Annotated in this window: 17 protein-coding genes; 3 read left to right on the forward strand and 14 right to left on the reverse strand. The window is 69.0% G+C overall.

Annotation, left to right across the window (positions count from 1 at the left end):
* Positions 1 to 28: 28 nt before the first annotated feature.
* On the reverse strand, positions 29 to 1,522 hold the full coding sequence (locus ACFQU4_RS04410; protein WP_377487449.1) for an ABC transporter substrate-binding protein: 1,494 nt from the start codon (positions 1,520 to 1,522) through the stop codon (positions 29 to 31).
* 373 nt (positions 1,523 to 1,895) lie between these two features.
* Between ACFQU4_RS04410 and ACFQU4_RS04415 the strand changes: the two genes are divergently transcribed.
* Positions 1,896 to 2,939, forward strand: coding sequence for a LacI family DNA-binding transcriptional regulator (locus ACFQU4_RS04415; protein ID WP_377487451.1), 1,044 nt, complete (start codon positions 1,896 to 1,898; stop codon positions 2,937 to 2,939).
* Here ACFQU4_RS04415 and ACFQU4_RS04420 read toward each other — a convergent pair.
* The 11 genes from ACFQU4_RS04420 to ACFQU4_RS04470 all read right to left on the reverse strand — a co-directional run bounded on the left by ACFQU4_RS04420 (position 2,929) and on the right by ACFQU4_RS04470 (position 18,764).
* Entirely contained in the window at positions 2,929 to 3,936 is a 1,008-nt protein-coding gene (locus ACFQU4_RS04420; protein ID WP_377487453.1) for a dienelactone hydrolase family protein, read from the reverse strand. The two genes, ACFQU4_RS04415 and ACFQU4_RS04420, sit on opposite strands and share 11 nt — an antisense overlap.
* Entirely contained in the window at positions 3,926 to 5,218 is a 1,293-nt protein-coding gene (locus tag ACFQU4_RS04425) for an ABC transporter substrate-binding protein (protein WP_377487455.1), read from the reverse strand. The genes ACFQU4_RS04420 and ACFQU4_RS04425 overlap by 11 nt, the downstream gene beginning before the upstream one ends.
* An 85-nt stretch (positions 5,219 to 5,303) precedes the next feature.
* Entirely contained in the window at positions 5,304 to 6,593 is a 1,290-nt protein-coding gene (locus ACFQU4_RS04430) for an ABC transporter substrate-binding protein (protein ID WP_377487457.1), read from the reverse strand.
* Between the two features lie 2,412 nt (positions 6,594 to 9,005).
* On the reverse strand, positions 9,006 to 9,821 hold the full coding sequence (locus tag ACFQU4_RS04435; protein WP_377487459.1) for an ABC transporter ATP-binding protein: 816 nt from the start codon (positions 9,819 to 9,821) through the stop codon (positions 9,006 to 9,008).
* Entirely contained in the window at positions 9,818 to 11,806 is a 1,989-nt protein-coding gene (locus ACFQU4_RS04440; RefSeq protein WP_377487461.1) for a dipeptide/oligopeptide/nickel ABC transporter permease/ATP-binding protein, read from the reverse strand. The genes ACFQU4_RS04435 and ACFQU4_RS04440 overlap by 4 nt, the downstream gene beginning before the upstream one ends.
* Positions 11,803 to 12,783, reverse strand: coding sequence for an ABC transporter permease (locus ACFQU4_RS04445; RefSeq protein WP_377487463.1), 981 nt, complete (start codon positions 12,781 to 12,783; stop codon positions 11,803 to 11,805). The genes ACFQU4_RS04440 and ACFQU4_RS04445 overlap by 4 nt, the downstream gene beginning before the upstream one ends.
* 12 nt (positions 12,784 to 12,795) lie before the next feature.
* The gene (locus ACFQU4_RS04450) at positions 12,796 to 14,484 is read right to left on the reverse strand and encodes an ABC transporter substrate-binding protein (RefSeq protein WP_377487465.1); all 1,689 of its coding nucleotides are present in this window, start codon (positions 14,482 to 14,484) and stop codon (positions 12,796 to 12,798) included.
* Positions 14,485 to 14,616: 132 nt separating this feature from the next.
* Complete coding sequence (locus tag ACFQU4_RS04455) at positions 14,617 to 15,201, reverse strand: HEAT repeat domain-containing protein (protein WP_377487467.1); 585 nt, start codon at positions 15,199 to 15,201, stop codon at positions 14,617 to 14,619.
* A gap of 94 nt (positions 15,202 to 15,295) precedes the next feature.
* On the reverse strand, positions 15,296 to 17,536 hold the full coding sequence (locus tag ACFQU4_RS04460; RefSeq protein WP_377487469.1) for a heavy metal translocating P-type ATPase: 2,241 nt from the start codon (positions 17,534 to 17,536) through the stop codon (positions 15,296 to 15,298).
* The gene (locus ACFQU4_RS04465; RefSeq protein WP_377487471.1) at positions 17,533 to 18,555 is read right to left on the reverse strand and encodes a heavy-metal-associated domain-containing protein; all 1,023 of its coding nucleotides are present in this window, start codon (positions 18,553 to 18,555) and stop codon (positions 17,533 to 17,535) included. The genes ACFQU4_RS04460 and ACFQU4_RS04465 overlap by 4 nt, the downstream gene beginning before the upstream one ends.
* Entirely contained in the window at positions 18,552 to 18,764 is a 213-nt protein-coding gene (locus ACFQU4_RS04470; RefSeq protein WP_377487473.1) for a heavy-metal-associated domain-containing protein, read from the reverse strand. Before ACFQU4_RS04470 ends, ACFQU4_RS04465 begins: the two co-directional genes overlap by 4 nt.
* A gap of 210 nt (positions 18,765 to 18,974) precedes the next feature.
* Between ACFQU4_RS04470 and ACFQU4_RS04475 the strand changes: the two genes are divergently transcribed.
* On the forward strand, positions 18,975 to 19,859 hold the full coding sequence (locus tag ACFQU4_RS04475) for an NAD(P)-dependent oxidoreductase (protein ID WP_377487475.1): 885 nt from the start codon (positions 18,975 to 18,977) through the stop codon (positions 19,857 to 19,859).
* Between the two features lie 78 nt (positions 19,860 to 19,937).
* On the opposite strand, the gene ACFQU4_RS04480 is transcribed toward ACFQU4_RS04475, so the two are convergent.
* Both ACFQU4_RS04480 and ACFQU4_RS04485 read right to left on the reverse strand, forming a co-directional pair.
* The gene (locus ACFQU4_RS04480) at positions 19,938 to 20,843 is read right to left on the reverse strand and encodes a M56 family metallopeptidase (protein ID WP_377487477.1); all 906 of its coding nucleotides are present in this window, start codon (positions 20,841 to 20,843) and stop codon (positions 19,938 to 19,940) included.
* 6 nt (positions 20,844 to 20,849) lie between these two features.
* Positions 20,850 to 21,257, reverse strand: a complete 408-nt coding sequence (locus tag ACFQU4_RS04485) for a BlaI/MecI/CopY family transcriptional regulator (protein WP_377487479.1) — start codon at positions 21,255 to 21,257, stop codon at positions 20,850 to 20,852.
* 82 nt (positions 21,258 to 21,339) lie between these two features.
* Here ACFQU4_RS04485 and ACFQU4_RS04490 point away from each other — a divergent pair, with 82 nt between their 5' ends.
* Positions 21,340 to 22,743: a cytochrome ubiquinol oxidase subunit I gene (locus ACFQU4_RS04490; RefSeq protein WP_377487481.1), complete on the forward strand. Its 1,404-nt coding sequence runs from the start codon at positions 21,340 to 21,342 to the stop codon at positions 22,741 to 22,743.
* Positions 22,744 to 22,752 lie beyond the last annotated feature (9 nt).

Below are 22,752 nucleotides of genomic sequence, written 5' to 3' on the forward strand. Positions count from 1 at the left end.
AACGGATCCGAGCGACGACAGCTCGGGATCACTGGAAGTCCCAGAGCAGCGGGGTGGTCTGGAAGTAGTCCGTGTTGCCGCTGATCCGATCCTCCCGATCGAGACCGAAATAGAACTTCGCGTTCACCCACGGCACGAACCAGGCCTCCTCGACGCAGAACCGGTTGATCTCCTGGAAGTTCGCGTCCGCCTCCGCACCGGTGAGCACCTCGGCCTTGGTGACCATCTCACTCAGCCGCGGATCCGTGGCCTTGCTGGTGTTCCAGACCGCGTCCGGCACCAGCGACTGCACGGTGTCGAACAGCGGATCCGCCATCCCGATCCAGGCGTACAGGACGTCGAACTTTCCGCTCAGGATGTCGTTGATCGCCGTCGGTCCCGACAGCGGCTTCTCGGTCACCTTGATGTTCAGCAGTCCGAGCTGCTGGATGATCAACGGATTCGCCTGGTCGGTGTCCGGCGACTGGGCCGGGATGGTCAGGCTGAAGCCGTCGGCGTACCCGGCGTCGGCCATCAGCTGCTTGGCCTTCTCCACGTCGTACGGATACCGGCCGTCGAGTTCCTTGAGGTAGGCCGGGGTCTCCGGGTTGAAGATCTGTGTGGTCGGGGTCGCCTCACCCTGATAGAGGCCGGTGGCAATGTCGTCCCGGTTGAAGACCATGTTCATCGCCTGCCGGACCCGCTTGTCACCCAGCGCCTTGGTGCGCTTGCCGTTGCGATCCATGATGTAGAGACCGAGCCAGCTGTTGACCCGCTTGGTCACCTTGATCCCGGACGCCTCCGCCTCGGCCGCGACCTCCCGGTCGATGCTGGCGCCGCTGACCTGGCCGGCCCGCAGCGCGTTGACCCGCGCGTTGAGATCGGTCATCACCGTGAGGACCAGCTTCTGGTACGGGTAGCGATCGGCTTCCCAGTGGTCGGGGCGCTTGTTGAACGTGTAGACCGATCCGCTGGTGGTGTTGGCGACATCGAGCACGTACGGTCCGGAGCTGACCGGGGTGTTGTCGACGTCCTTCGACTTCAGGGCGGCGGGACTCGCCACGACGCCGGTCGAGAACGACATGAACACCGGGAGCTGACCCCTGGGCTCCGGTGACTTCAAGATCACGGTCAGGTCGTCGGGCGTCTCGATGGTGAGGCCGGCCACCCGGCTGGCGTCGGTGCCGCCGCCGTTCTGCATGTTGACGATCGAGGCCTTCACCGCCGCGGAGTCCACCGGGTTGCCGTCGGAGAACTTCATCCCGGACCGCAGCTTCATGGTGAGGGTCTTGGCATCCTCGCTGAAGTCGTACGACTCCGCCGCGCCGGGCACCACCTTGCCGCCGGGCTCGGCCCGGAGCAGCGTGTCGTACACCGCCATCCACCGCCAGCGCACGTCGCCCGCACTGGTCAGCATCGCCGGATTCCAGGAACCCGGTTCCCCCGCCAGCGCCAGGTTCAGCACACTGTGGTCGATCTCGCCGCCTCCGCCGCCGCCCTGGACGGCGTCGACGCAGCCCGAGAGCGCGACCGTGGCCGCCAACCCGAGACCTCCGCCCAAGACGGCCCTTCGGGTGAGCGCAACCGGAACCTGCTGGTGATGTCGCGGCATCGTTGCTCCTTTACAACCGATCGCTGGCCGTCCCCAGCACCGCCGGGGCAGAATTTGTATCGATTCAGATCGAAGCAGGCCGACGCCCGGACGTCAAGGGGGACCCCGTCGGAGCACCGGTTATTCCGTGGAATCCCGGCCGTCCGGTTAGGCGAAGACCGCGCGCTGGGCGCCGAATTGCTCTCCGACCAACCTGCCGAGACTCCTTGTGAGCTAGGGTTTGCGGCAGAAGGGGCGAAGCGCCGCCCATGATGGCCGGTCGACGATCGGCGCACTGCACCATCAGTCGACGGGAGTGGTTCGGGTGGCCGAAAGGACGAAGCTGGGGCTCGATGAGGTTGCTCGCCATGCCGGGGTTTCCACCGCCACGGTCTCCAATGTTTTGAATCGTCCTGAAATTGTCACCGCCAAGACCAAGGCCAAGGTGCTGGCCTCGATCGAGGAGCTGGGTTTCGTCCCCAATCGCGCCGCGGCGACCCTGCGCCAGGGCCTCAGCCGGCTGGTCGGGCTGGTGATCCCCGACATCGCCAACCCCTTCTACGCCGAGATCGCGCGCGGAGTGGCCGACGCCGCCGACACCTCGGGGTTCACCGTCGCGGTGTGCGTCACCGGCGACGACCCGGAACGCGAGGCACGGCAGTTGCGCATGCTCGCCGAGCAACGCGCCGCCGGTGCGCTGATCGTTCCGATCACCGCTGATCAGAGCCGGCTTCGCCGGTTGCGCGCCGTCGGCTCACGGCTCGTCCTGGTCGACCGGCTGGCGTCGACCACCGAAGGATGCGCCGTGGCGATCGACGACGTCCAAGGCGGCCGGATCGCGGTCGATCACCTGCTGTCCACGGGGCGTTCGTCGATCGCCATGATCAACGGCCCGGCCACCGTCACCCAGTGCACGAACCGACGAACCGGCGCCCGCCTGGCCTTCGAGAAGCACCACCGCGATCCCGATTCCATGATCGAGTACGAGGTGGTCGACATGTCGTTCGACGAGGGCCGCGAACTGGGCCGGCGGCTGGCCGAAGGTCCGTTGCCGGACGCAGTCTTCTGCATCAACGATCTACTGGGGGCGGGCCTTGCGCTCGGTCTCCATGATCGTGGCGTGCGGGTGCCCGACGACCTCGCCATCGTCGGCTACGGCGACCTCGAGCCCGCCACCCACGGGATCATCGGGCTGACCACCGTCGAACAACCGAAGTACGAGCTCGGCCGGGCGGCGATGCGGATGTTGCTCGAGGAGACCGCGCCCGGTCCCGTCGCCCACCGGCATTCCACCGTGCTGTACACGCCGAGTCTGATCATCCGCGAATCGGCACCCGCGCTGGGAACGCGGGAAGCCGTCAGTCCGTGAGGGCCCGTTCCAGCCAGGCGAAGGACTGCCAGCCGCTCACCTCATGACCGCCCGGGTGCAGGTCGGTGCCGAACCGGTCCGCGACTCCGGCGGCCGCGTAGCCCTCGGCCAGCTTGGCCGCTGCCCGCTCGAAGCCGGCCCGGGGGAAGATCGGGTCCCGCTCGCCGGACTCCAGGAACAGCCGGCGGGGCATGATCAACTCCAGCAGGTCGGGCTGCTCGGCCAGTGTCAGAACCCCCGGCAGGTAGTTGCACAGGCAGTGCCGGACCGAGCGGATCGAGTCGGCGAACGTGTTCGGGTAGCCGCACAGCACGCTCGCCCGGACCCGCTCGTCGAGCGCCGCGACGATCATGGACAGCATGGAGCCGCCGGAGTGCCCGACGATGCCGATCCGGTCCGGGTCGACGTCGTCCCGGGCCGCGAGTTGATCAAGGACACCGAGCAGTTCGACGACCCGCAGCCCGGCCAGGGTGGCGCCCTGCATGAGCAACGTGCTGGCCAGCCGGTAGCAGGAGTTGCCCGCGTCGGTGTCGTAGCCGCGGTCGGCCCGGCTGCGTCGCTCGCCGAAGCCCACCACGTCCGGTGCCATGACCAGGAGGCCACGGCGGGCCAGCGCGACGGCAAAATGGTGGTGCCCGTCAAGATCATCGGGGTCCGGACCGCCGTCCGGCAGCAGGCCGGTGATCTGCCGGCTGCCGTACCCGTGGCCGTGCACGGCGAGCACCGCCGGCGCCGGCGCAGCGACCTGGTCCGGTACCAGGACGTAGGCCCGGAATCGCATGCCGGACAGGAGTTCCAGCTCGATCCGGTCCCGCCGGTAGCCGTCGCAGGCCACCTGCTCGATGATCTTCGGTTCGGTGTCGGTCCGCATCCGGAGGAAGGGCGTGGTCAGCTCGCGAAGGAACTCCAGCCGCTGCTGCGCCGAGACCGCCTCCCGGTCCAGCGAACGGTCCAGCACCGACAGGGCCGGGTCGGCCCCCGGTTCGTCAACCCGCATCAAGCATCCCCTGCACTTCCGTCGTGAACTTTTCCGCGGCCTGCTCCGGGCTGAGCTTGGTGAAGAAGACGTCGGAGACGTACCGCTTGAGGACGTTCTGTACGTCGCTCGCGCCGACCGGTGGCACCGGCGGCGCGTCCTTGATCTCGCCGGCGAGGGCGTCCAGGAACTGCAACGACCTCAGGTCGACCGGACGCAGCGCCTGCTCGACGGCCGGCCTGGTGGCCCGGTTGATCGGCGCGCCCCGGTCCACCAGCAACGTCTTCGCCGCGTCCGGGTCGTTGACCAGGAAGTTGAGGAAGGTGATCGCCTGGTCCCGCCGTTCGGTCCGCGCGGACAGCGACCAGAACATGCTCGGCTTGTAGTAGAGGCCGTTGTCGGCCGCCTGGCCGGTCCGGCTGGGCGGGCGGAGTTGGACCAGGTCGGAGCCGCTGGTGCCCTCCAGCGAGCCGAGCTGATTGGTCCAGTACCAGGTCATCGCGGCCCGGTTGGTGCCGAACGCGGACTGTTCCAGAGAGGCGTCGGCCTCCTCGACGTAGTGCTCGGCCGCCGGGCCCGCGCCGGCCTCCATCAAGGCGAGCAGTTCCGCGAAGAAGTTGATCAAGGTCTCCGGCCGGTAGCCGAGCTTGCCGTCCGGTGTGTAGAGCTGTTCGCCGTGCTGCCGAAGCCAGATGATCAAGTAGGCCTCGTTGATCCCGTACGCGGTGCCGATGATCTTGCCGCCGGACTCCTGGCCGATCTTGGTCGCGGCCTCGCGGTAGTCGTCCCAGGTCCAGGTCTTGTCGTCCGGCAGTTCCAGTCCGGCGTCGGCGAAGAGCCGGGGATTCGCCACCACCGTGTACGCGTTCTGGCCGGTGCTGATGCCGTACAGCTTGTCGGTGTAGCTGCCGGCGGCCAGGGCCTGATCATCGATCGTGCCGAGCTCGAGGCCGGTCGCCTCGCGGAGATTCATCAGGGCACCGCGCTCGCCGTACTCGGCAATGTACTTCTGGTCCATGTTGATCACGTCCGGCGCGTCGTTCGCGGCGGTCATCGTGGCCAGCTTGTCCCAGTAGCTGCCCCACTCACCCGGCTCCGGCGCAACCGGGATGTCCGGGTGCCGGCTGGTGAACAGGTCGATCACGGCCTGGGTCTGCCGATTCAGATAGTCATTGCCCCACCAGGCGAACCGGACCGATCCGCCACCCGGCCCGGCCGTGCCGGACCGCCCGCAGCCGACCAGGCCGAGGCCCGCCAGTCCGGCCATCGCCCCCAGCATCCCGCGCCGGCTCAGTACGCTCATCGGAAACTCCTCGACTTTGAGAACCCTCGATCTGAGAAACCGTTTTCCTGAGGCTATCGTACGGGAGCCGTCAAGGGTCGAGCGATCAGCCGAGGGCGCCCTCCGACTCGGTCGCGAACCGGGCCGCCGCCTCCTGGCCGGAGATCTTCCCGAACAGCACGTCGGAGTGGGCCCGGGCCAGGACGTCGCCCAGGATGGTGCCACCACCCGGTGGCGGAGACGGCGGCGTGCCCCCGAGGGCCGACTCCAGGTCGGCGATGAACTCGGCGACCCGGCGCCCCTCCGGGGTCAGCTTCGACTCGATCGCCGCGGCCACCTCCGTGTTCGCCGGATAGCCTCGCTCGTCCAGGCAGATCGAGGCGCACTCGACGCTGTTGACCCACCAGTCGATCAAGGCCGCCACCTCCTCGGGATGCTTGGTCCGGCTGGAGGCGGACCACATCATCGACGGGTGGTACCAGGCCTTGAGGTCGGCCGCCTTCCCGGTCACGCTCGGCAACCGCAGCATCGCGATCTCGCTCCCGGCGGCCTTGGTCGTGGCCGCGAGCTGGTTCGACCAACTGATCATGAACGCGGTCCGGCCCTCGACCAGGGTGGACTGCTCCAGGGACTTGCTGCCGTCCTCGATCACCACTTCGGCCGGCGGGATCGCCTTCGCCTTCATGAAGTCGATCATGAGCGCGAAGTAGGACTCCAGATCGGTCGCGGTGAAGGCGAGCCGCCCTTCCGGCGTGAACAGGTCAGCGCCGTGCTGCCGCAGCCAGGCCTGCATCGCCTTGTCACCAAAGGGACTGGCGGTGCCGAAGATCCCGTCCCGCGACTTCGCGGTGACCTCGGCGGCCAGTTCGCGATACTCGTCCCAGGTCCAGGTCTGGTCGTCCGGAAGTTCGATCTTGGCCTGCTCGAGGACGTCCGGTCGGGCCATGATCACCGGCGTGTTGATGCCCGCGTTGATCCCGACCAGCTTCCCGTCGACCCGCCCCGAGTCCAGCGTTCCCGGACCGAACTTCGTCACGTCGACAAGGTCGGCCAGGTCGAGCAGCGCACCCTTGGATCCGTAGTCGCCCACAAACCCGTCGGCCATCTGGATCAGGTCCGGCGCGTCGTTGCCGGCGGTCTGGGTGGCCAGCCGCTCCCAGTAGGCCGAGAACTCCGCCGGCTGCTGCTCGACCGCCAGCCCCGGATGCTGCCGAAGGTAGAGCTCGACGGCCTGTCCCGTCTGGGCGTTGCGCAGATCATTGCCCCACCACGCGAAGATCAACGACGCCGACCCGTCGGCGGCCGGCGCCCCACTGTTCCGCCCGCAGCCGGCGAGCCCGGCCACGGCCGCGCCGCCCGCCAGCCCGAGCAGCCCGCGCCTGGTCAATCCGGCCATCGTTCCTCCCCGTCGAGAAAGTGGTTTCTGACCTCGAGGCTAAGCGCGACCCGCGCCCTGGGTCAATATTCACCCCCGCCCAGTCATGCCGGTTGGCGGTCTGGGGGAGCGTGACTCCGGGGATGGGCACCGCCCAGTTGCCCGCCGGCTTGGCCAGTTCGGGCTCCGTGCGGTCGGGTCGGCCTGTTCCGCTGAGCATCGGCAGGAGGTGTGCGGCGACGGTTCCGGCCGGGGAGCGCTGTCGGACCCGGTCGAGCTGGCCGTACTGGATCGGGCCCATCACGTTCATTGGCCGGTCGCACCGGTTGGCGGGCAGGATCGCTCGACCAGGCGCGGCTCGACGAGCGAGCGGCGATCATGACCACGATCCCGTCGACCAGCGGGCTGAGTCCCACGGTGGCTCGTCGGCGAGCGCGATCAACCGAGCCGGCCGCGGCGAGCGGATCGCGGACTTTAGCTGCATGCCGTAACCGGAGAATCTTCGGTCGCCCGCGATCAGGCTTCATCGAGTGGACGCTAAGACCGCCAGCGAGGCCGGCAGAACGGTCAAAGCGTCCACTCGGTGTGAGCCGAGAGAGCGCGTATGAAGCCGGACCGCAAGATCTTCGGCTGGGCTGCTTTCGGACGGATTCAGCGACACCGATTCCGAGAGGCGAACCGTTGCCAACGCGGCGAAGAGACTGCTCCGGTACGAGTTTGGTGCGGCTCGGCTTCGGGGCGGCAACTGCGACTTCGGACAAGTCCGGGGAATTCGTCCACTCCAGGTAACCCGCAGCTAACCCGAGTCCCGGCATGATCGACCTCGAGGCAGCGCCACCGCGTTCGATGCCGCGGGGAACCCGGTGGTGCGCCTCGCCAAATCCCCTCCCCTTCCGCGACTCCCTAACGGGCACCCATCCCGTGGCGCCCGCCCACATCGTCACTTCCGACCACCCCCGACGATCGCTGCGCCACCTGCCCACCGCACCCGGCTCGCCCCACCTCGACACGCTCACCGGCCCCACCAGCGCAACCGCGACCATTCCTCCGAGCCGCGACCGCTGCAACGGTCGCGGCTGGGTGGAGCGATCGCGGCTGGGTCGAGCGGTCGCGGCTGGGTCGAGCGGTCGCGGCTGGGTCGAGCGGTCGCGGCTGGGTCGAGCGGTCGCGGCTGGGTCGAGCGGTCGCGGCTGCGGAAGGTGCGGACCTCGGGGAGGTGCCCGGAGACAGGCGCAGGGCCTCTAGCCGGATGCCCGGAGATTGGCCCGACCTCGACTCGGATGCCCCGGGAATTGCCCGACGTCGACTCGGATGCCCGGAGCCAGACGAGATCTCGGCCCGAGTCGCCGGAGCAGGGCGGGCCTCGACGACGCCTCCCGAACCGCGTACGTCACCGGGCTGCGCGACCTCTGCGAACCCGGCGCGAAGCCCCGGGTGCACCGTCAGTTCAGCTGATCGCCACCGGCCCCACCTCCGACACTCAACGAGAAGCGCATCCACCCCCAACCGCTCCACCCTCTGGCGCAGCCGCGACCATTCCTCCGAGCCGCGACTGCTGCAACGATCGCGGCCGGGTGGAACGGCCGCGGCTGCGAGGATTTCGGGCCTCGGTCGGGCGCCCGGAGATCGGCAGGACCTCGAATCGGATGCCCAGGAGCAGGCGAGACCTCGCCCCGAGTCTTCGGAGCAGGCGAGCCCCGCGACACCCAACGGCCCGCCCCCATTCCGCACGCTCACCGGTCCGCCAGCACAGCCGCGACCATTCCTCCGAACCGCGACCGCTACGACGATCGCGCATGGGGGAACGGTCGCGGTTGGCAGGACGCGAACCTCGAGCCGGATGCCCGAGGATTGGCGCGACCTCAAGCCGGATGCCCGAAGATTGGCCCGACCTCAAGCCGAGTGCCCGGAGACAGGCGAGACCTCGGCCCGAGTCGCCGGAGAGATATGGCGCGCCCCGTCTGACGCCCAACGGCAAGCGACCCCCGACTTCGACACGCTCACCAGCCCGCCGGCGCGGCCGCGAGCCTCGGGTCGGGGTCCGAGGCCAGGGCGAGACCCCGGCACGAGCACTCGAACACAGGCGAGACCTCGCCTCCGAACCCGACGGTCAGCAGGCCCGGGGCGGTGCCCGACAACAGGCGGCCCTCCCACGGACAACGCCAAGCTGGCTTCCTGATCGCGTCTCCGGCGGAATCCGCCCGGCCCACGCCAACACCACGCGGGCCTTGGGTCGACGGCCCGTCAGCAACTACCCCTCCCACACCCGACGGCCAAGTAGGACCTCGGGTGTCGATGATGCGGGCCGGGCACCTTCCGCCAGTTGGAGCGCCCTGCCTGCCCCGCTCCACCCCCTCGTCGACCCGGCACCTCCGCAGCGACACGCCGCCAGAACGCCTGCTTTTGTGCCCGGTCGGCGGGTCTTTTGGGGGGTTAGGGGGTGGGGAGGCGGCGGCGGGGGTCGGGGGCGGCGGCTAGGAGGCGTTGGGTGTACTCGTGTTGGGGGTCGGCGATCACCTGGCGGCTCGGGCCGCGTTCGACGACCTCGCCGTGGTACATGACCAGGGTCTCGTCGGAGTAGGCCTCGGCGCTGCCCAGGTCGTGGGTGATGTAGAGGATGGCCAGGTTCTCCTCGCGGCGCAGGGTGTCGAGGAGGTCGAGCATCTCCTTGCGGATGCTGACGTCCAGCATCGACACGGGCTCGTCGGCGAGCAGCACCCGGGGCTCGGCGGCCAGGGCCCGCGCGAAGGAGACGCGCTGCCGCTCGCCGCCGGACAGTTCGTGCGGGAAACGATCAAGGTAGCGGTCGGCGGGCTCCAGGTTCACCCGGCGGAGCAGGTCCAGCGAACGTTCCCGGATCTCCTCCGCGGTCGACGCCTTGCCGTGGATCTTCAGCACCCGGCCCAGCACGTGGTTGATCCGGTGCAGCGGGTTCAAGGAGGCGAACGGGTCCTGCAAGATCATCTGTACGGAACCGCAGTAGCGGGTGAACGCCTTCCCGCCGAGCGCCCGCACCGGTTCCCCGTCGAGCAGGATCTCGCCGGACGTGATCGGCTGCAGCTGCGCCATCAAGCGGGCCACCGTGCTCTTGCCGGAGCCGCTCTGGCCGACCAGTGCCGTCACCCGGCCGGGCACGAGGCCGACCGAGACGTCGTTCACCGCCCGGAAGCGGGCCGCGGATCCGACCCGGCGGCCGGCTCGGCGGAATTCCTTGATCAGGTTCCGGCCTTCGAGGACGTACTCGGTCACAGGCGGGCCCCCAGATCGGCGAGCGAGGTCAGCAGGGATCGGGTGTACGGATGCCCCGGCTCGGCGTACACCTCGACGGACGGGCCGTACTCGACCAGTCGCCCGGCTCGCATGATCGCGATCGAGTCGCTGATCTCCAGCAGCAGGGCCAGGTCGTGGGTGGTGAAGATGATCGCGAAGCCGAACTCGTCCCGCAACGCCATGATCTGGTCCAGCACCTCCCGCTGCACCAGCAGGTCGAGGGCCGTGGTCGGCTCGTCCATGATGATCACGTCCGGATCGAGCACCAGAGCGAGCGCGATCGCGACCCGCTGCTTCATCCCGCCGGACAGCTCGTGCGGATAGTTGTGCACCCGGTCCGGCTCGATCCCGACCTTGATCATCATCTGCTGGGCCAGCTCGGTCCGCTCGGCCCGCGACATCCGCGGCCGGTGCACCCGGAGCACGTCGTCGAACTGGGCCCGGACCGTGGTGACCGGATTCAGCGCGTTCATCGCCGACTGGAACACGATCGCGATCTCCGACCAGCGCAGCGACCGGAGTTCCGGCTGGGACAGGCCCAGCACGTCGATGGCGGTGGTCACGTCACGTCTGGCTCGCCCTTCGACAAGCTCAGGGGACGTTCGGGCCGTCTGGGGCCGGCGGTGGTACGTCACGGTGCCGCCGACCACCTGCGCCGGCGCCCGGAGCAGCCGGGTCACCGTGTTGGTCAGGGTCGTCTTGCCGCTGCCGGACTCGCCGGCCAGGCCGAGGATCTCGCCGCGGTGCAGGGTCAGCGAGACGCCCTGGACCGCGTGCACCAGACCATGATCGGTCGGGTAGTCGACGCTCAGGTCGCGTACCTCGATCACCGGGGCGCCGTCCCGGCCGGGCCGGTCCCGGATCACCGGCTTCGCCTCGGCGAACTCGCGGCGGTCCGCCTCCCGGGCGGTCTCGACCACCGGCTCACCGTCCGCCACCGGGTCAGTCAGCGCCGGCGCGGCACCGGCCGGCGCACTGCCCGCGGCCAGATCCAGCGCCGCGGCGCGTCGACCGACCGTCGCCCTGGCCCGCCGCTTGCCGGTCCGGAGCCGCGGATTCGCGTACTCGTCGATGCCGAAGTTGATCAAGGCCAGGCCGGCGCCGAGCAGGGCGATGGCCAGACCCGGCGGCACGAACCACCACCAGGCGCCGTACAGGAAGGCCTGCGAGCTCTGCGCGAAGTAGAGCATCGAGCCCCAGCTCACCGTGGTCAGCGAGCCGAGCCCGAGGAAGGACAGGCCGGCCTCGGCCATCACGCCGCCGATCACCATGAACAGGAAGCCGGAGGCGATCAACGGCAGCTCGTTGGGGATCACCTCGGTGAAGATGATCCGCCAGCGCGACTCGCCGGTCGCCCGGGCAGCCTCGACGAAATCCCTGTTGCGCAAGGACATCGTCTGGGCCCGGAGCACCCGTGCTGAGCCGGCCCAGGAGGTGATCGCGATCACCACGGCCACCGCCTGGATGCCGCGGTTGGGCAGGTAGCCGGTGAGCACGATCAGCAACGGCATCCCCGGGATCACCAGGAACACGGCGGTGAGGATGTAGAGCAGGTCGTCGGTGACACCGCGGACGTAGCCGCCGATCACGCCGATCAGCACCGCGATGATCTTGGAGATGATCGCTGCGAAGACGCCGACGGCCAGTGAGACCCGGGCCCCGTAGACGAACTGGGCGAAGACGTCCTCGCCGATCTGGGTGGTGCCGAGCCAGTGCTGCGGCGACGGCGGCTGGAGCAGGTCACGGCTGGTTGCGTCCGGCGAGTACTGGGCCAGCAGCGGGCCGAACCCGGCGAACAGGACGAAGAAGATCGCGATGATCAGACCGGCGCGGACCTTGCCGGATTCCGGCCAGAGGCGACCGACGGCGGTGCGGATCCGGCTTGGCCCTTCGACAAGCTCAGGGCGCGTGGATTTGGGCTCAGGGCGCGTGGAGTTGGGCTCAGGGCGCGTGCGTCCGGTCATGCTTGCTCCTGCCGGGTGCGCGGGTCGAGGAAGACGTAGACCACGTCGGCGGCCAGGTTGGCGATGATCACCGCGAACGAGATCACCAGGAACATGCCCTGCATCAGCGGGAAGTCCTGGTTCTGCACGGCGGTGAACAGGGCGTAGCCGACACCGGGGTAGTTGAAGATCACCTCGGTCAGCATCGAGCCGCCGACGACCGCGCCGAGGGACAGGGCGAACGAGGTGACCGAGGGCAGGATCGCGTTGCGGGCCGCGTACCCGAGCATCACCATCCGCTTCGGCAGACCCTTCGCCTCGGCCAGCGTGACGTAGTCCTCGCCGAGGATCGTCACGGTCATGTTGCGCATGCCCATCACCCAGCCGGCGAACGACGCGAGCACGATCGTGATCGCCGGCAGCGCCGCGTAGTAGAGCACCGAGCCGATGAACTCGCCGGTCCAGCCCGGCGTGATCGCCGGGTCGTAGCCACCGGCGATCTCGAACCAGCCCAGTGTCACCCCGAACACCAGCACCAAGATCAACGCCAGCCAGAAGTACGGGATCGCGTTGAGGAAGGTGAGCACCGGCAGCAGGTGATCGGTCCAACTGCCCCGTCGCCAGGCCAGCAGGACCCCGATCAACGTACCGATCAGGAAGCTGATCACCGTCGTCGTCCCGATCAACCCGATCGTCCACGGCATCGCGTCGCCGACGATCTTGGCCACCGGCACCGGGTAGAAGCCGATCGAGAGGCCGAGATCGCCACGGAACAAGGCGAACAGATAGTCCCGGTATTGCAACAGCAGGTTCGTCTCGGTCAGCCCGTACGCCTCACGCAGCGCCTCCATCGCCGCCGGATCGAGGGTGCCCTCGATCCGTTCGGTGAGCAGGTCCACCGGATCGCCCGGCATCAGCCGCGGGATCAGGAAGTTGAGCGTGATCGCGGACCACGCGATGAACAGGTAGAGCGCAATCTTGCGAAGCAGATATCGCATCGAGGACGCAGGCTACTTGGTCGGTTTCAGCTGCTTGATCACCAGCAGGTTGTCCGGGTACGAGTACGGCGCCGGCAGCGCGTACGGGTCCTCCTTCGTCGGCCAGCCGTCGAAGTTGACCGTCCGGTACTGGAACCAGTTCGGGCTTTGCAGCAAGGGAATCAGCGGCAGTTCGTCGACTACGATCTGCTGCATCCCGGCGATCGCCTGCTGTTGCGCCGCGGCGTCGTTGCTCGCCTCGTAGTCGGCGAACAGCGCGTCGGTTTCCTTGTCGTACCAACGGCTGTAGTTCGACGACGCCGGCTTGCCCTCGGCCACCTTGAACTCCGAGCTCATCATCGACCGGTAGAGGAAGTACGGCGCGGTGCCGCCGGCCACCGAGGCGATGGTGATGTCGTAGTTGCCGAGGTTCCGGTTCTCCGACCAGTTCTGCGTCGCGACGCCCTGCGGCTTGAGATCGATCCCGATCTCCTTCAGCTGCTCCTGCAGCAGCTTGCTCATCGCCACCCAGTCCACGTACCCGGACGGGATGACCAGGTCGAAGCTCAACTTCTTGCCGTCGGGCGAGGTCCGGATGCCGTCCTCACCCTTGGGGTAGCCGGCCTCGTCCAAGATCTTGTTCGCCTGCGCCGGATCATGGACGAACTTCGCGTCCTTGTACTTCGGATCCATCGCGGACTCGAACGCGGGCAGCACCAGGCCGGTCGGGTGCGCCGGCGGCGTGTAACCCTGCATCGCCGTGTCCGACAGCACCTGGCGGTCCACGCCCAGGCTGATCGCCTTGCGCAGTTCAAGATCATCGAACGGTGCCTTCTGCTGGTTGACCAGCAGGTTGACCGAGCCGTCGCCGGGGAACCAGTACTTGTTGTGCTGCGGATCCTTGGCCACGAAGATCTGGTCGATGTTGGCGACGAAGCCGCCGGACCAGTCCAGCTTGCCCTGCTGCAGGCTGGTGGTGAAGGTCTGGGTCGTCGACGCCGGGAAGGCGATCTGCTCGACCTTGATCGACTCCGCATCCCAGTACTTCGGGTTCTTCTGCAGCGTGTAGACCTGATCACTGAACGACTTCAGCGTGTACGGCCCCGTGCCGATCGGCTTCTCGTTGGTGAACTCGACCGGCTTCTCCTGGCCGAACACGTGCTCCGGCAGCGGCGTCGTGTTGCCGATGCTCGGCATCCGGGCGAACGCCGGCTCGGTGAACGTCACCGTCACGGTGTCGTCGTCCACCTTCTTCGCCGACTTCACGGGCAGCGCGCCGGTGTTGGTCGCGGGATCCTCGACGTACAGATTGAAGGTGTACGCGACGTCGTCGGCCGTGAACGGCTCACCGTCGGACCAGGTCACCCCGGCCCGCAGGTCGAGGGTGAGCTCGGTGCCGTCGTCGTTGAACTCGGCCTTCTCGGCGAGCCAGGGCTGGCCCTCGTTGGGCTTCATCGGCGTGTACGCGATCAACGGCTCGTAGATCAGACCGCGGGTGCCCGGCAGGAACGTCACCGAGATCGGGTTGAAGTTCGCCTGGTACGTCGGCGTCGAGCTGGCGTGCACGTTGAGCACCGCCTGCTCCCCGCCGTTCTGGCCGGGCTGCTGGCCACCGGCGCCACCGGTGCTACAACCGGTGATCATCAACGCCGCAGCGCCGGCCAGGGCAGCCACCCTGAGGTGGAGCGTCAGGGGTCGCTTGTTCGTGGGCCGTCGTCTCATGGCCGAAATCTTCTCCTCGTCGCCGCAGCTTGCCGGCAGGGTATTGAGTGACCGTAGGGTCCGGCAAGCGAGCATGTCAAGGATTTACAAGATCTGTGATCAACGTGTCGTTCTACGACAAAAGATCTTGGGTCAGGGGTCGCGGTCGAGGCGGCGACGGATCCGGTCCAGGGCCTGTTCGGCTGCGGCGGCGACCAGCCGGTCGGAGGTGTCTGCGGCTGCGGCCAGGACCGGGAGGTGCTCACCTTCGCCGACCACGGAGAGGGCCCGGCAGGCGGCGGCGCGGACCCGTGGCACCGGGTCGCCGGCGGCCAGCTCGGCCAGCCGGTCGGCCGCGTCCGGCACCTCGCGCCGGGCGATCACCTTGCCGGCCAGCTCCCGTACCCGCCAGTGATCATCGTCTAGCGCCGCGACCACGGCCGGCCCGGCACTGTCGTCCCAGACGTAGAGGAAGGCCCGGCAGGCCCAGACCCGGGCCCAGTAGCGGTGGCCGGGTGGTTTGCCGCCGGCCAGCCAGTCCCGGGTCTCGGATCTTTCGGCGATCCCGGAGACGATGTCGGTCCGGAGCAGGGTGATCAACTCGAGCGGCTCGCCGGAGACGACCTCGGCCGGGTCCGTGGCCAGGGTTTCCCCCGCGACCCGGACAACCCGGTCGGGCCCCCACTGCCGGACTGCATGGGCGACCCGCTCGGCCGGAGTGTCGCGGTGGTCCCCCATGACAGCCCAGCCTATTGGCCACAACGTTCCCTGAGCCTGTCGAAGGGCAAGCCCGATCAGGCTTGGCACTTCTACAGGCTCAGTGCGCGTTCGGTCAGCGGAAGCTGCGCAGCCGGAGGCTGTTGCCGACCACGAACAGGCTGGAGGCCGCCATGGCGGCTCCGGCCAGCATCGGGTTCAGCAGGCCGGAGGCGGCCAGCGGGATCGCCGCCGTGTTGTACGCGAACGCCCAGAACAAGTTGATCTTGATCGTGGACAGGGTTCGCCGGGACAGCCGGATGGCGTCCGCCGCGGCCCTCAGATCGCCACGGACCAGGGTCAGGTCCGCCGCCTCGATCGCCACGTCGGTCCCGGTGCCCATCGCGAGCCCGAGGTCCGCCGCGGCCAGCGCCGCCGCGTCGTTCACGCCGTCGCCGACCATCGCGACGACCTTGCCCTCGCCCTGCAGCTTGGTGATCACGTCCACCTTGTCCTGCGGCAGCACCTCCGCGATCACCCGGTCGATGCCCACCTCGGCCGCCACCTGTTCGGCCGCGGCCCGGTTGTCGCCGGTCAGCAGCACCGGGGTCAGGCCGAGCTTGACGAACTGGCGCACCGCCTCGGCACTGGTCGGCTTGATCGAATCGGCGATGATCAACACCGCTCGGGCCTGACCGGCCCAGGCGACCAGGACCGCGGTCCGGCCTTCCTGCTCGGCCTCCTCGCGGGCCTTGATCAACTCATCCGGGACCGTCGCGGATTCCGAGACCAGGAAGGACTCCCGGCCGACCAGGACCTCACGGCCGTCGACCGTGGCGCGGACGCCCCGGCCCTCGACGTTGGCGAAGTCGGAGACCGTCGGCAGCTCGCCGGCTTCGGCGGCCGCGGCCGCGATCGCCCGGGCGATCGGGTGTTCGGAGGCGTCCTCCACCGCCCCGGCCAGCCGGAGCGCCTCGTCCGAATCCGTACCCTCGGCGGCGACGACACCCTGCAGCGCCATCTTCCCCGTGGTCACGGTCCCGGTCTTGTCCAGCACGATGGTGTCCACCCGGCGGGTCGACTCCAGCACCTCCGGACCCTTGATCAGGATGCCCAGCTGGGCGCCCCGGCCGGTGCCGACCAGCAGTGCGGTCGGCGTGGCCAGCCCCAGCGCACACGGGCAGGCGATGATCAGGACCGCCACCGCGGCGGTGATCGCGCCGGCCGGACCGGACCCGGCGCCGAGCCAGAAACCCAGCGTGATCGCCGAGATCCCGATCACGATCGGGACGAACACCCCGGAGACCCGGTCCACCAGGCGTTGCACCGCGGCCTTGCCGGACTGCGCATCCTCGACCAGGCGGGCCATCTGGGCCAACTGGGTGTCGGCGCCGACCCGGGTCGCCCGGACGACCAGCCGGCCGCCGGCGTTCACGGTCGCGCCGGTCACCGGGTCACCCTCGGCGACCTCGACCGGCACCGATTCACCGGTGAGCATGCTCGCGTCCACCGCGGAGCGACCCTCGACGATCACGCCGTCGGTCGCGATCTTCTCGCCCGGCCGGACCACGAACCGGTCGCCCACCGCCAGCTCGCCGATGTCGATCAAGGTCTCGGCGCCGTTCCGGAGCACCGACACCTGCTTCGCACCAAGGTCGAGCAGGGCCCGGAGCGCCGCCCCGGCCTGCCGCTTGGAGCGCTTCTCCAGGTAGCGGCCGGTCAGCACGAACATGATCACGCCGGCCGCGACCTCGAGATACATGTTGGCGGCACCGTCGCTGAGTTCGATCACCAGCCGGAACGGGTGCTTCATGCCCGGCATCCCTGCCGTACCGAGGAACAGCGCATACAGGGACCAGCCGAACGCGGCCAGCGTGCCGACCGAGATCAGCGTGTCCATCGTCGCCGTACCGTGGCGCAGATTGAGCAGGGCCGCGCGATGGAACGGCCAGCCGGCCCAGATCACCACGGGTGCGGCCATGGCCAGCGAGGCCCACTGCCAGTAGTTGAACTGCAGCGCCGGGACCATCGCCAGGACGATCACCGGTACGCCGAGCAGGATCGATCCGATCAGCCGGTGCCGCAGCGCGGTCAACTCGAGGTCGGCCGGGTCGGGACGGTCGTCCGCGTCCCGGCCGGCCGGCGGTGCGGGCACCGTCGCTGAGTAGCCGGTCTGCTCGACCACGTCGATCAGGGCGGCCGGCTCTACGCCGGCGGGTGCGGTGATCGCTGCCTTCTCGGTGGCGTAGTTGACCGTGGCCGACACGCCGTCCAGGCGGTTCAGCTTCTTCTCGATCCGTACCGCACAGGAGGCGCAGGTCATCCCGCCGATTTCGAGTTCGATGGCGCGCATCGGCTCAGACTCGGTGGTGGTCATCGCTCTTCCTGTTCTCCTGAATCGTGTCCATGATCATCGGAATCGTCGGATTCGTGATCTTGTTCGTGGCTGTCGTCGCCGCCGAGGACGAACTCCGCGGTGCGGACCTTCCCGTCGACCTGGAAGTCGAAGTAGAGCAGGTACCGGCTCTCGGTCGGCGCCTGCGCGATGAAGGTCACCTCGGGTCCGGACGTCTCGCCCTTCTTGGGCTCCGCCCCCTCCGGGTGTACGTGCAGGTAGCCGAGGTCGCCCTGACGGAGGATCACCAGGTGCCCGTACGCGCCCAGGTAGGGCTGCAGCGTGGTCACCGGCTTCCCGTCCTTGGTCACGGTCACGGTGAGTTCGGACTCGCCGTGCGCGGCCAGGTCGCCGGACAGTTTCACCTGGTAGCCGTCCACGGTGCTGGTCGTCTTGATCTTGGTGGCGGGCTCCGGACGGAGCTCGCCCGGGATGTCGAAGGCGTACCCGAGGGTGGTCGGGTCACCGGACGCGGTCGGCACGAAGTCGGCGAACATCCGGTAGGTGCCGGCGGTCGGCCACTGCCACGCGATCGACCAGGTGCCGTCGGCCGCCATGGTCGGGTGCACGTGGCGGAACTCCCGCCCGTCGGTGCGGACCATGATCAGGTGCAGCTTCTTCTCGTGCGAGACGTCGAAGGCGGTGACCGGCTTGCCCTCCGCGTCCATGATCATGAACTCGAGGGTGCCCCGCTGCCCGGTCCGGGCCGGTGCGGTCGGCGGCGACAGCCGGAACCCGTCCTGCTCGAGCGACAGTCCGCGGACCTCGCCCGAGCCGCCGGATTCGTGACCGCCGTGGCCGTCGGACTCGCCCGGGGCCGGCGTCTCGCCCGGCTCCTCGCCGCCGTGCTCGGAGCCGCCACCGTGACCCGACATCGTCGGCGTCGGCGCCGCCTGCTGCGCGGGGTCTTCCGGCAGCAGGATCCGGCCCGCGGCGAAGCTGCCCCCGACCAGCAGGACCAGCGCCGCCGCGAAGCCGCCGAGCTTGACGGCCGCGTTCACGATGCCGGAACGGCCGAATAGCCGGCCTCGTCGACGGCGGCCAGGACCTGCTCCGCCGTGAGGGGCGCGGCCGAGGTGATCACCAGGCGACCGGTCGCGGAGCTGACCTCGATGCCCTGGACCCCGTCGAGCTGTTCCACCTCGGACCGGATCGCCGCCTCGCAGTGCGCGCAGGACATTCCGCTCACCTGGTATTCGGCGACAGTCATCTCGGTTCCTTTCGTCAGAATTTGATACCCCCTAGGGGTAACTCTTGTCTCAATGTATACCCCTGCCGGGTATCAGAGTCAAGCGCGGCCGGACGCTGACTTCAAGGTGGGTGACCCACTGTGAAGTGCGTACTTGTGAGACCTCCCGCCCGGGGTGAAGCTTGGCCTCGACGGCGCCGCAGATCCCATCCGTACAACGAAAGTGAGCCCATGTCCGACCCCACCCCCGTGACCGTGATCGGCCTCGGCCCGATGGGCAGGGCGATGGCCCGGGCCTATCTGGACCGCGGTCACCCGACCACTGTGTTCAACCGCACACCGAGCCGCGCCGACGCCCTGGTGGCCGACGGGGCGAAGCGTGCCGAGACGGCCGCCGAGGCGCTCGACGCCAGCCCGGTCGTCATCCTCAGCCTGACCCACTACCAGGCGATGTACGACCTGCTCGGCCCCGCCGTCGACCGCCTGGCCGGGAAGACCCTGGTCAACCTCAGTTCCGACACCCCGAGCGCCTCGACCCGGGCCGCCGCCTGGGCGGCCGAGCACGGTGCGACGTTCGTCACCGGCGGGGTGATGGTGAACCCGCCGATGGTCGGCCAGGAGGGCTCGTACGTCTTCTACAGCGGGCCGTCCGAGGCGGTCGAACGGCATCGGGCCACCCTCGAGGTGCTCGGCCGGGTCGACTATCGCGGCGAGCCGCCGGAACTCGCCCAGGCCTGGTATCAGGCCATGCTCGACCTCTTCATGACCATCCTGGCCAGCACGACGCACGCCGCGGCCCTGGTCGGCGCCGCCGGTGTGCCGGCCAAGCACTTCTTCCCGTACGCGCAGGAGTTGATCGGGCAGCTGCCGTACTTCATGCAGGGTATGGAGGCCGAGATCACCGGCCGGAGCTACCCCGACCAGGGCGGCAACACGGCGATGATGGCGGCCGGGATGGAGCACATCACCGACGCCAGCGTCGAGGCCGGCCTCGACCCGGGCCTGCCCGCTGCCGTACGGGATCTGTATCGGCGCGCCATCGCCGCCGGCCACGGCAGGGAGAGTTCGACCGTCCTGTACGAGCTGATCATCGACCCCACTGCCGGCCGGTCCTGACCCAAACCCAATCGCCGACCGGGCACCTCCGCAGCGACACGCCGCGAAAACGGCTGCGTTTGTGCCCGGTCGGCGGGGCTAGCGGAGGTGGAGACCCAGCACGGGGATCAGGGGGAGGGCGACGAGGGCGGCGGCAAGCAGGTAGACCAGGGCGGCCAGGGCGCGGCGGCGGGCCGGCGGCAGGCCCGGCTCGGCCAGCCGGATCACCCGGAGGGCGATGTCGCGGTCGCCGGCGGCCAGGGCGGCGGCCGGGCTCGGGGCGCCGGCCATGGCGACCAGGGCGCGGGCCAGCGGCAACGGGCCGGTCCGGCGGCGGGCGGCGTCGTCGGCCAGCATCTCCACCAGCAGTTGGGACCGGTGCCACGGCATCTCGCTCCGCACCATCACGGGGAACGCCCGGTGCAGGGCCTGGAAGCCGTCCAGGACAAGATCATGACGGGCCCGGACGTGGGCCGCCTCGTGCTCCAGGACCGCGGTGATCTCCTCCTCGGTGAGCCGGTCCAGCGCACCGGCGCTGAGCACCACGCGGGACTCCCGGACGCCGGGCAGGCAGTACGCCATCGGCAGCTTCTCGGCCAGGATCCGCAGACCCCGTACGGAACGGGAGTCGTCCGGCCGGCCGAGCAGGTCGACCGCCAGCCGGTGCCGGCGCCGCCGCGCACTGGTGTCCGCGCCGACCTTGATCAACGACCAGACCAGACGGCCGATCACGACCGCCGTGAACGCCGCCACCAGCGCGGTGATCACGGCCTCGGCCGGCGGCATCCTGGTCAACAGCGCGGGATCGGCCAGCAGCGGAAGCGTGATCAACACACCCGCTCCGATCACCGACACCAGGGCCGCGACGGTGCCGGCCTGCCAGAGCACGATCGCCGCCCGGGGCACCTGCTGCAGGAAGTGCCAGCGCCCGACCCAGAGCGGACCGGGCCCGACCAGGATCACGGTCAGCAGGCCGAGCGCTGCCGCCGCGAGCGTGATCCCCATGATCACTCAACCCTTGGGGGTGCGCGACGCCTTGCGCCGCCCGGTGGCGGGCTCGCCTCCCGACGTCTCCAGGGAGTCCAGGGCCGCCCGCATCGCCGCGGCCTCGCTGTCACTGACCCGGCCGACGAAGGCGACCAGCGCGGCGGTCCGGTCCTGGCCGGATTCGAGTGCGGAGTGCATCAGCTCGGCCACCATCTCCTCGCGGTCCTGCACCGGTAGATAGAGATAGGCGCGGCCATCCCGCTCGCGCCGCACGACACCCTTCTTGGCCAGCCGGTCCAGCACCGTCATCACGGTCGTGTACGCGAGCTCCCGGTCCTGGCTCAGCGCGTGGTGCACATCCCGGACCGACTGCGGGCCGGTCGCGTCCCACAGCTGCTCCATCACCTTGCGTTCGAGTTCTCCGAGTGCCACGCCTGTCATCCTACTACTCACGTTCGTACTACTTTGCTTAGTACGACACTCGGTAGTAGATTGCGGAACGAGGAGGCCACCCATGGACGCACTGACCCTGGCCCGCTGGCAGTTCGGGATCACGACGGTCTACCACTTCTTCTTCGTGCCGCTGACGATCGGACTGTCGGGTCTGGTCGCCGTGCTGCAGACGATCTGGCACCGCAGCGGCAACGAGGCATTCCTCAAGCTGACCAAGTTCTTCGGCAAGCTGTTCTTGATCAACTTCGCGCTGGGCATCGTCACCGGGATCGTCCAGGAGTTCCAGTTCGGGATGAACTGGAGTTCCTACTCGCGGTTCGTCGGCGACGTCTTCGGTGCCCCGCTGGCCCTGGAGGGACTGCTCGCCTTCTTCCTCGAGTCGACCTTCCTGGGCCTGTGGATCTTCGGCTGGGACCGGCTGCCGAAGCGGATCCACCTGGCCTGCATCTGGATCGCGGCGATCGGCACCGTGTTCAGCGCCTACTTCATCCTGGCCGCCAACTCGTTCATGCAGAACCCGGTCGGCTTCACGTACAACCCGGTGACGGAGCGGGCCGAGCTGACCGACTTCGTCGCCGTACTGACCAACCCGGTGGTGCTGGTGACCTTCCCGCACCAGATCTTCGCCTGCTACCTGGTCGCCGGCGCCTTCCTGGTGGCGGTCGCCGGCTGGCACCTCTGGCGGAAGCCGGCGGGCGATGATCATCGTGCGTTCCGGTCGGCGCTGCGGATCGGGGCGGCGGTGATGATCGTCGCGGGGGCCGGGGTCGCGGTCAGCGGCGACGCGCAGAGCAAGGTGATGGTCGAGGTGCAGCCGATGAAGATGGCCGCCGCCGAGGCCCTCTACGAGACCGAGCGGCCGGCCTCCTTCTCGATCTTGACGATCGGAAGCCTGGACGGTCAGCACGAGCTGTTCTCGATCCGGATCCCTTACCTGCTGTCGTTCCTCAGCACCGGCGACCCGCAGGGCGAGGTGAAGGGGATCCGCGAACTTCAGCGCACGTACGAGGAGACGTACGGGCCGGGCAGCTACTCTCCGATCATCCCGAGCACGTACTGGACGTTCCGGCTGATGATCGGGCTCGGGATGGCCGCGGTCGGCATCGGGGCGCTGCTGCTCTGGGTGACCCGGCGGGACCGGGTGCCCCGGGCCCGGTTCTGGGGGCCGGTCCTGGTCGCCCTGCCGCTGCTTCCCCTGTTCGCCAACAGCTTCGGCTGGATCTTCACCGAGACCGGGCGACAACCCTGGCTGGTGTTCGGCCTGCTGCCGACGGCGGCCGGTGTCTCGCCCGGCACCACGCTCACCGAGGTGGCGATCTCGCTGACCACCTTCACCCTGCTCTACGGCGCACTGGCCGTGATCGAGGTCCGGCTGCTGCTCACCTACATCCGGGCCGGGCTGCCCGATGTCACCCCACCGGAAGCCAAGGACGGCGAGGAAGCGCCGCTCACCTTCGCCTACTAGGAGTCGATC

It is taken from the genome of Microlunatus sp. GCM10028923, from assembly GCF_042666975.1.
In the GTDB taxonomy this organism is placed as follows: Bacteria; Actinomycetota; Actinomycetes; order Propionibacteriales; family Propionibacteriaceae; genus Microlunatus.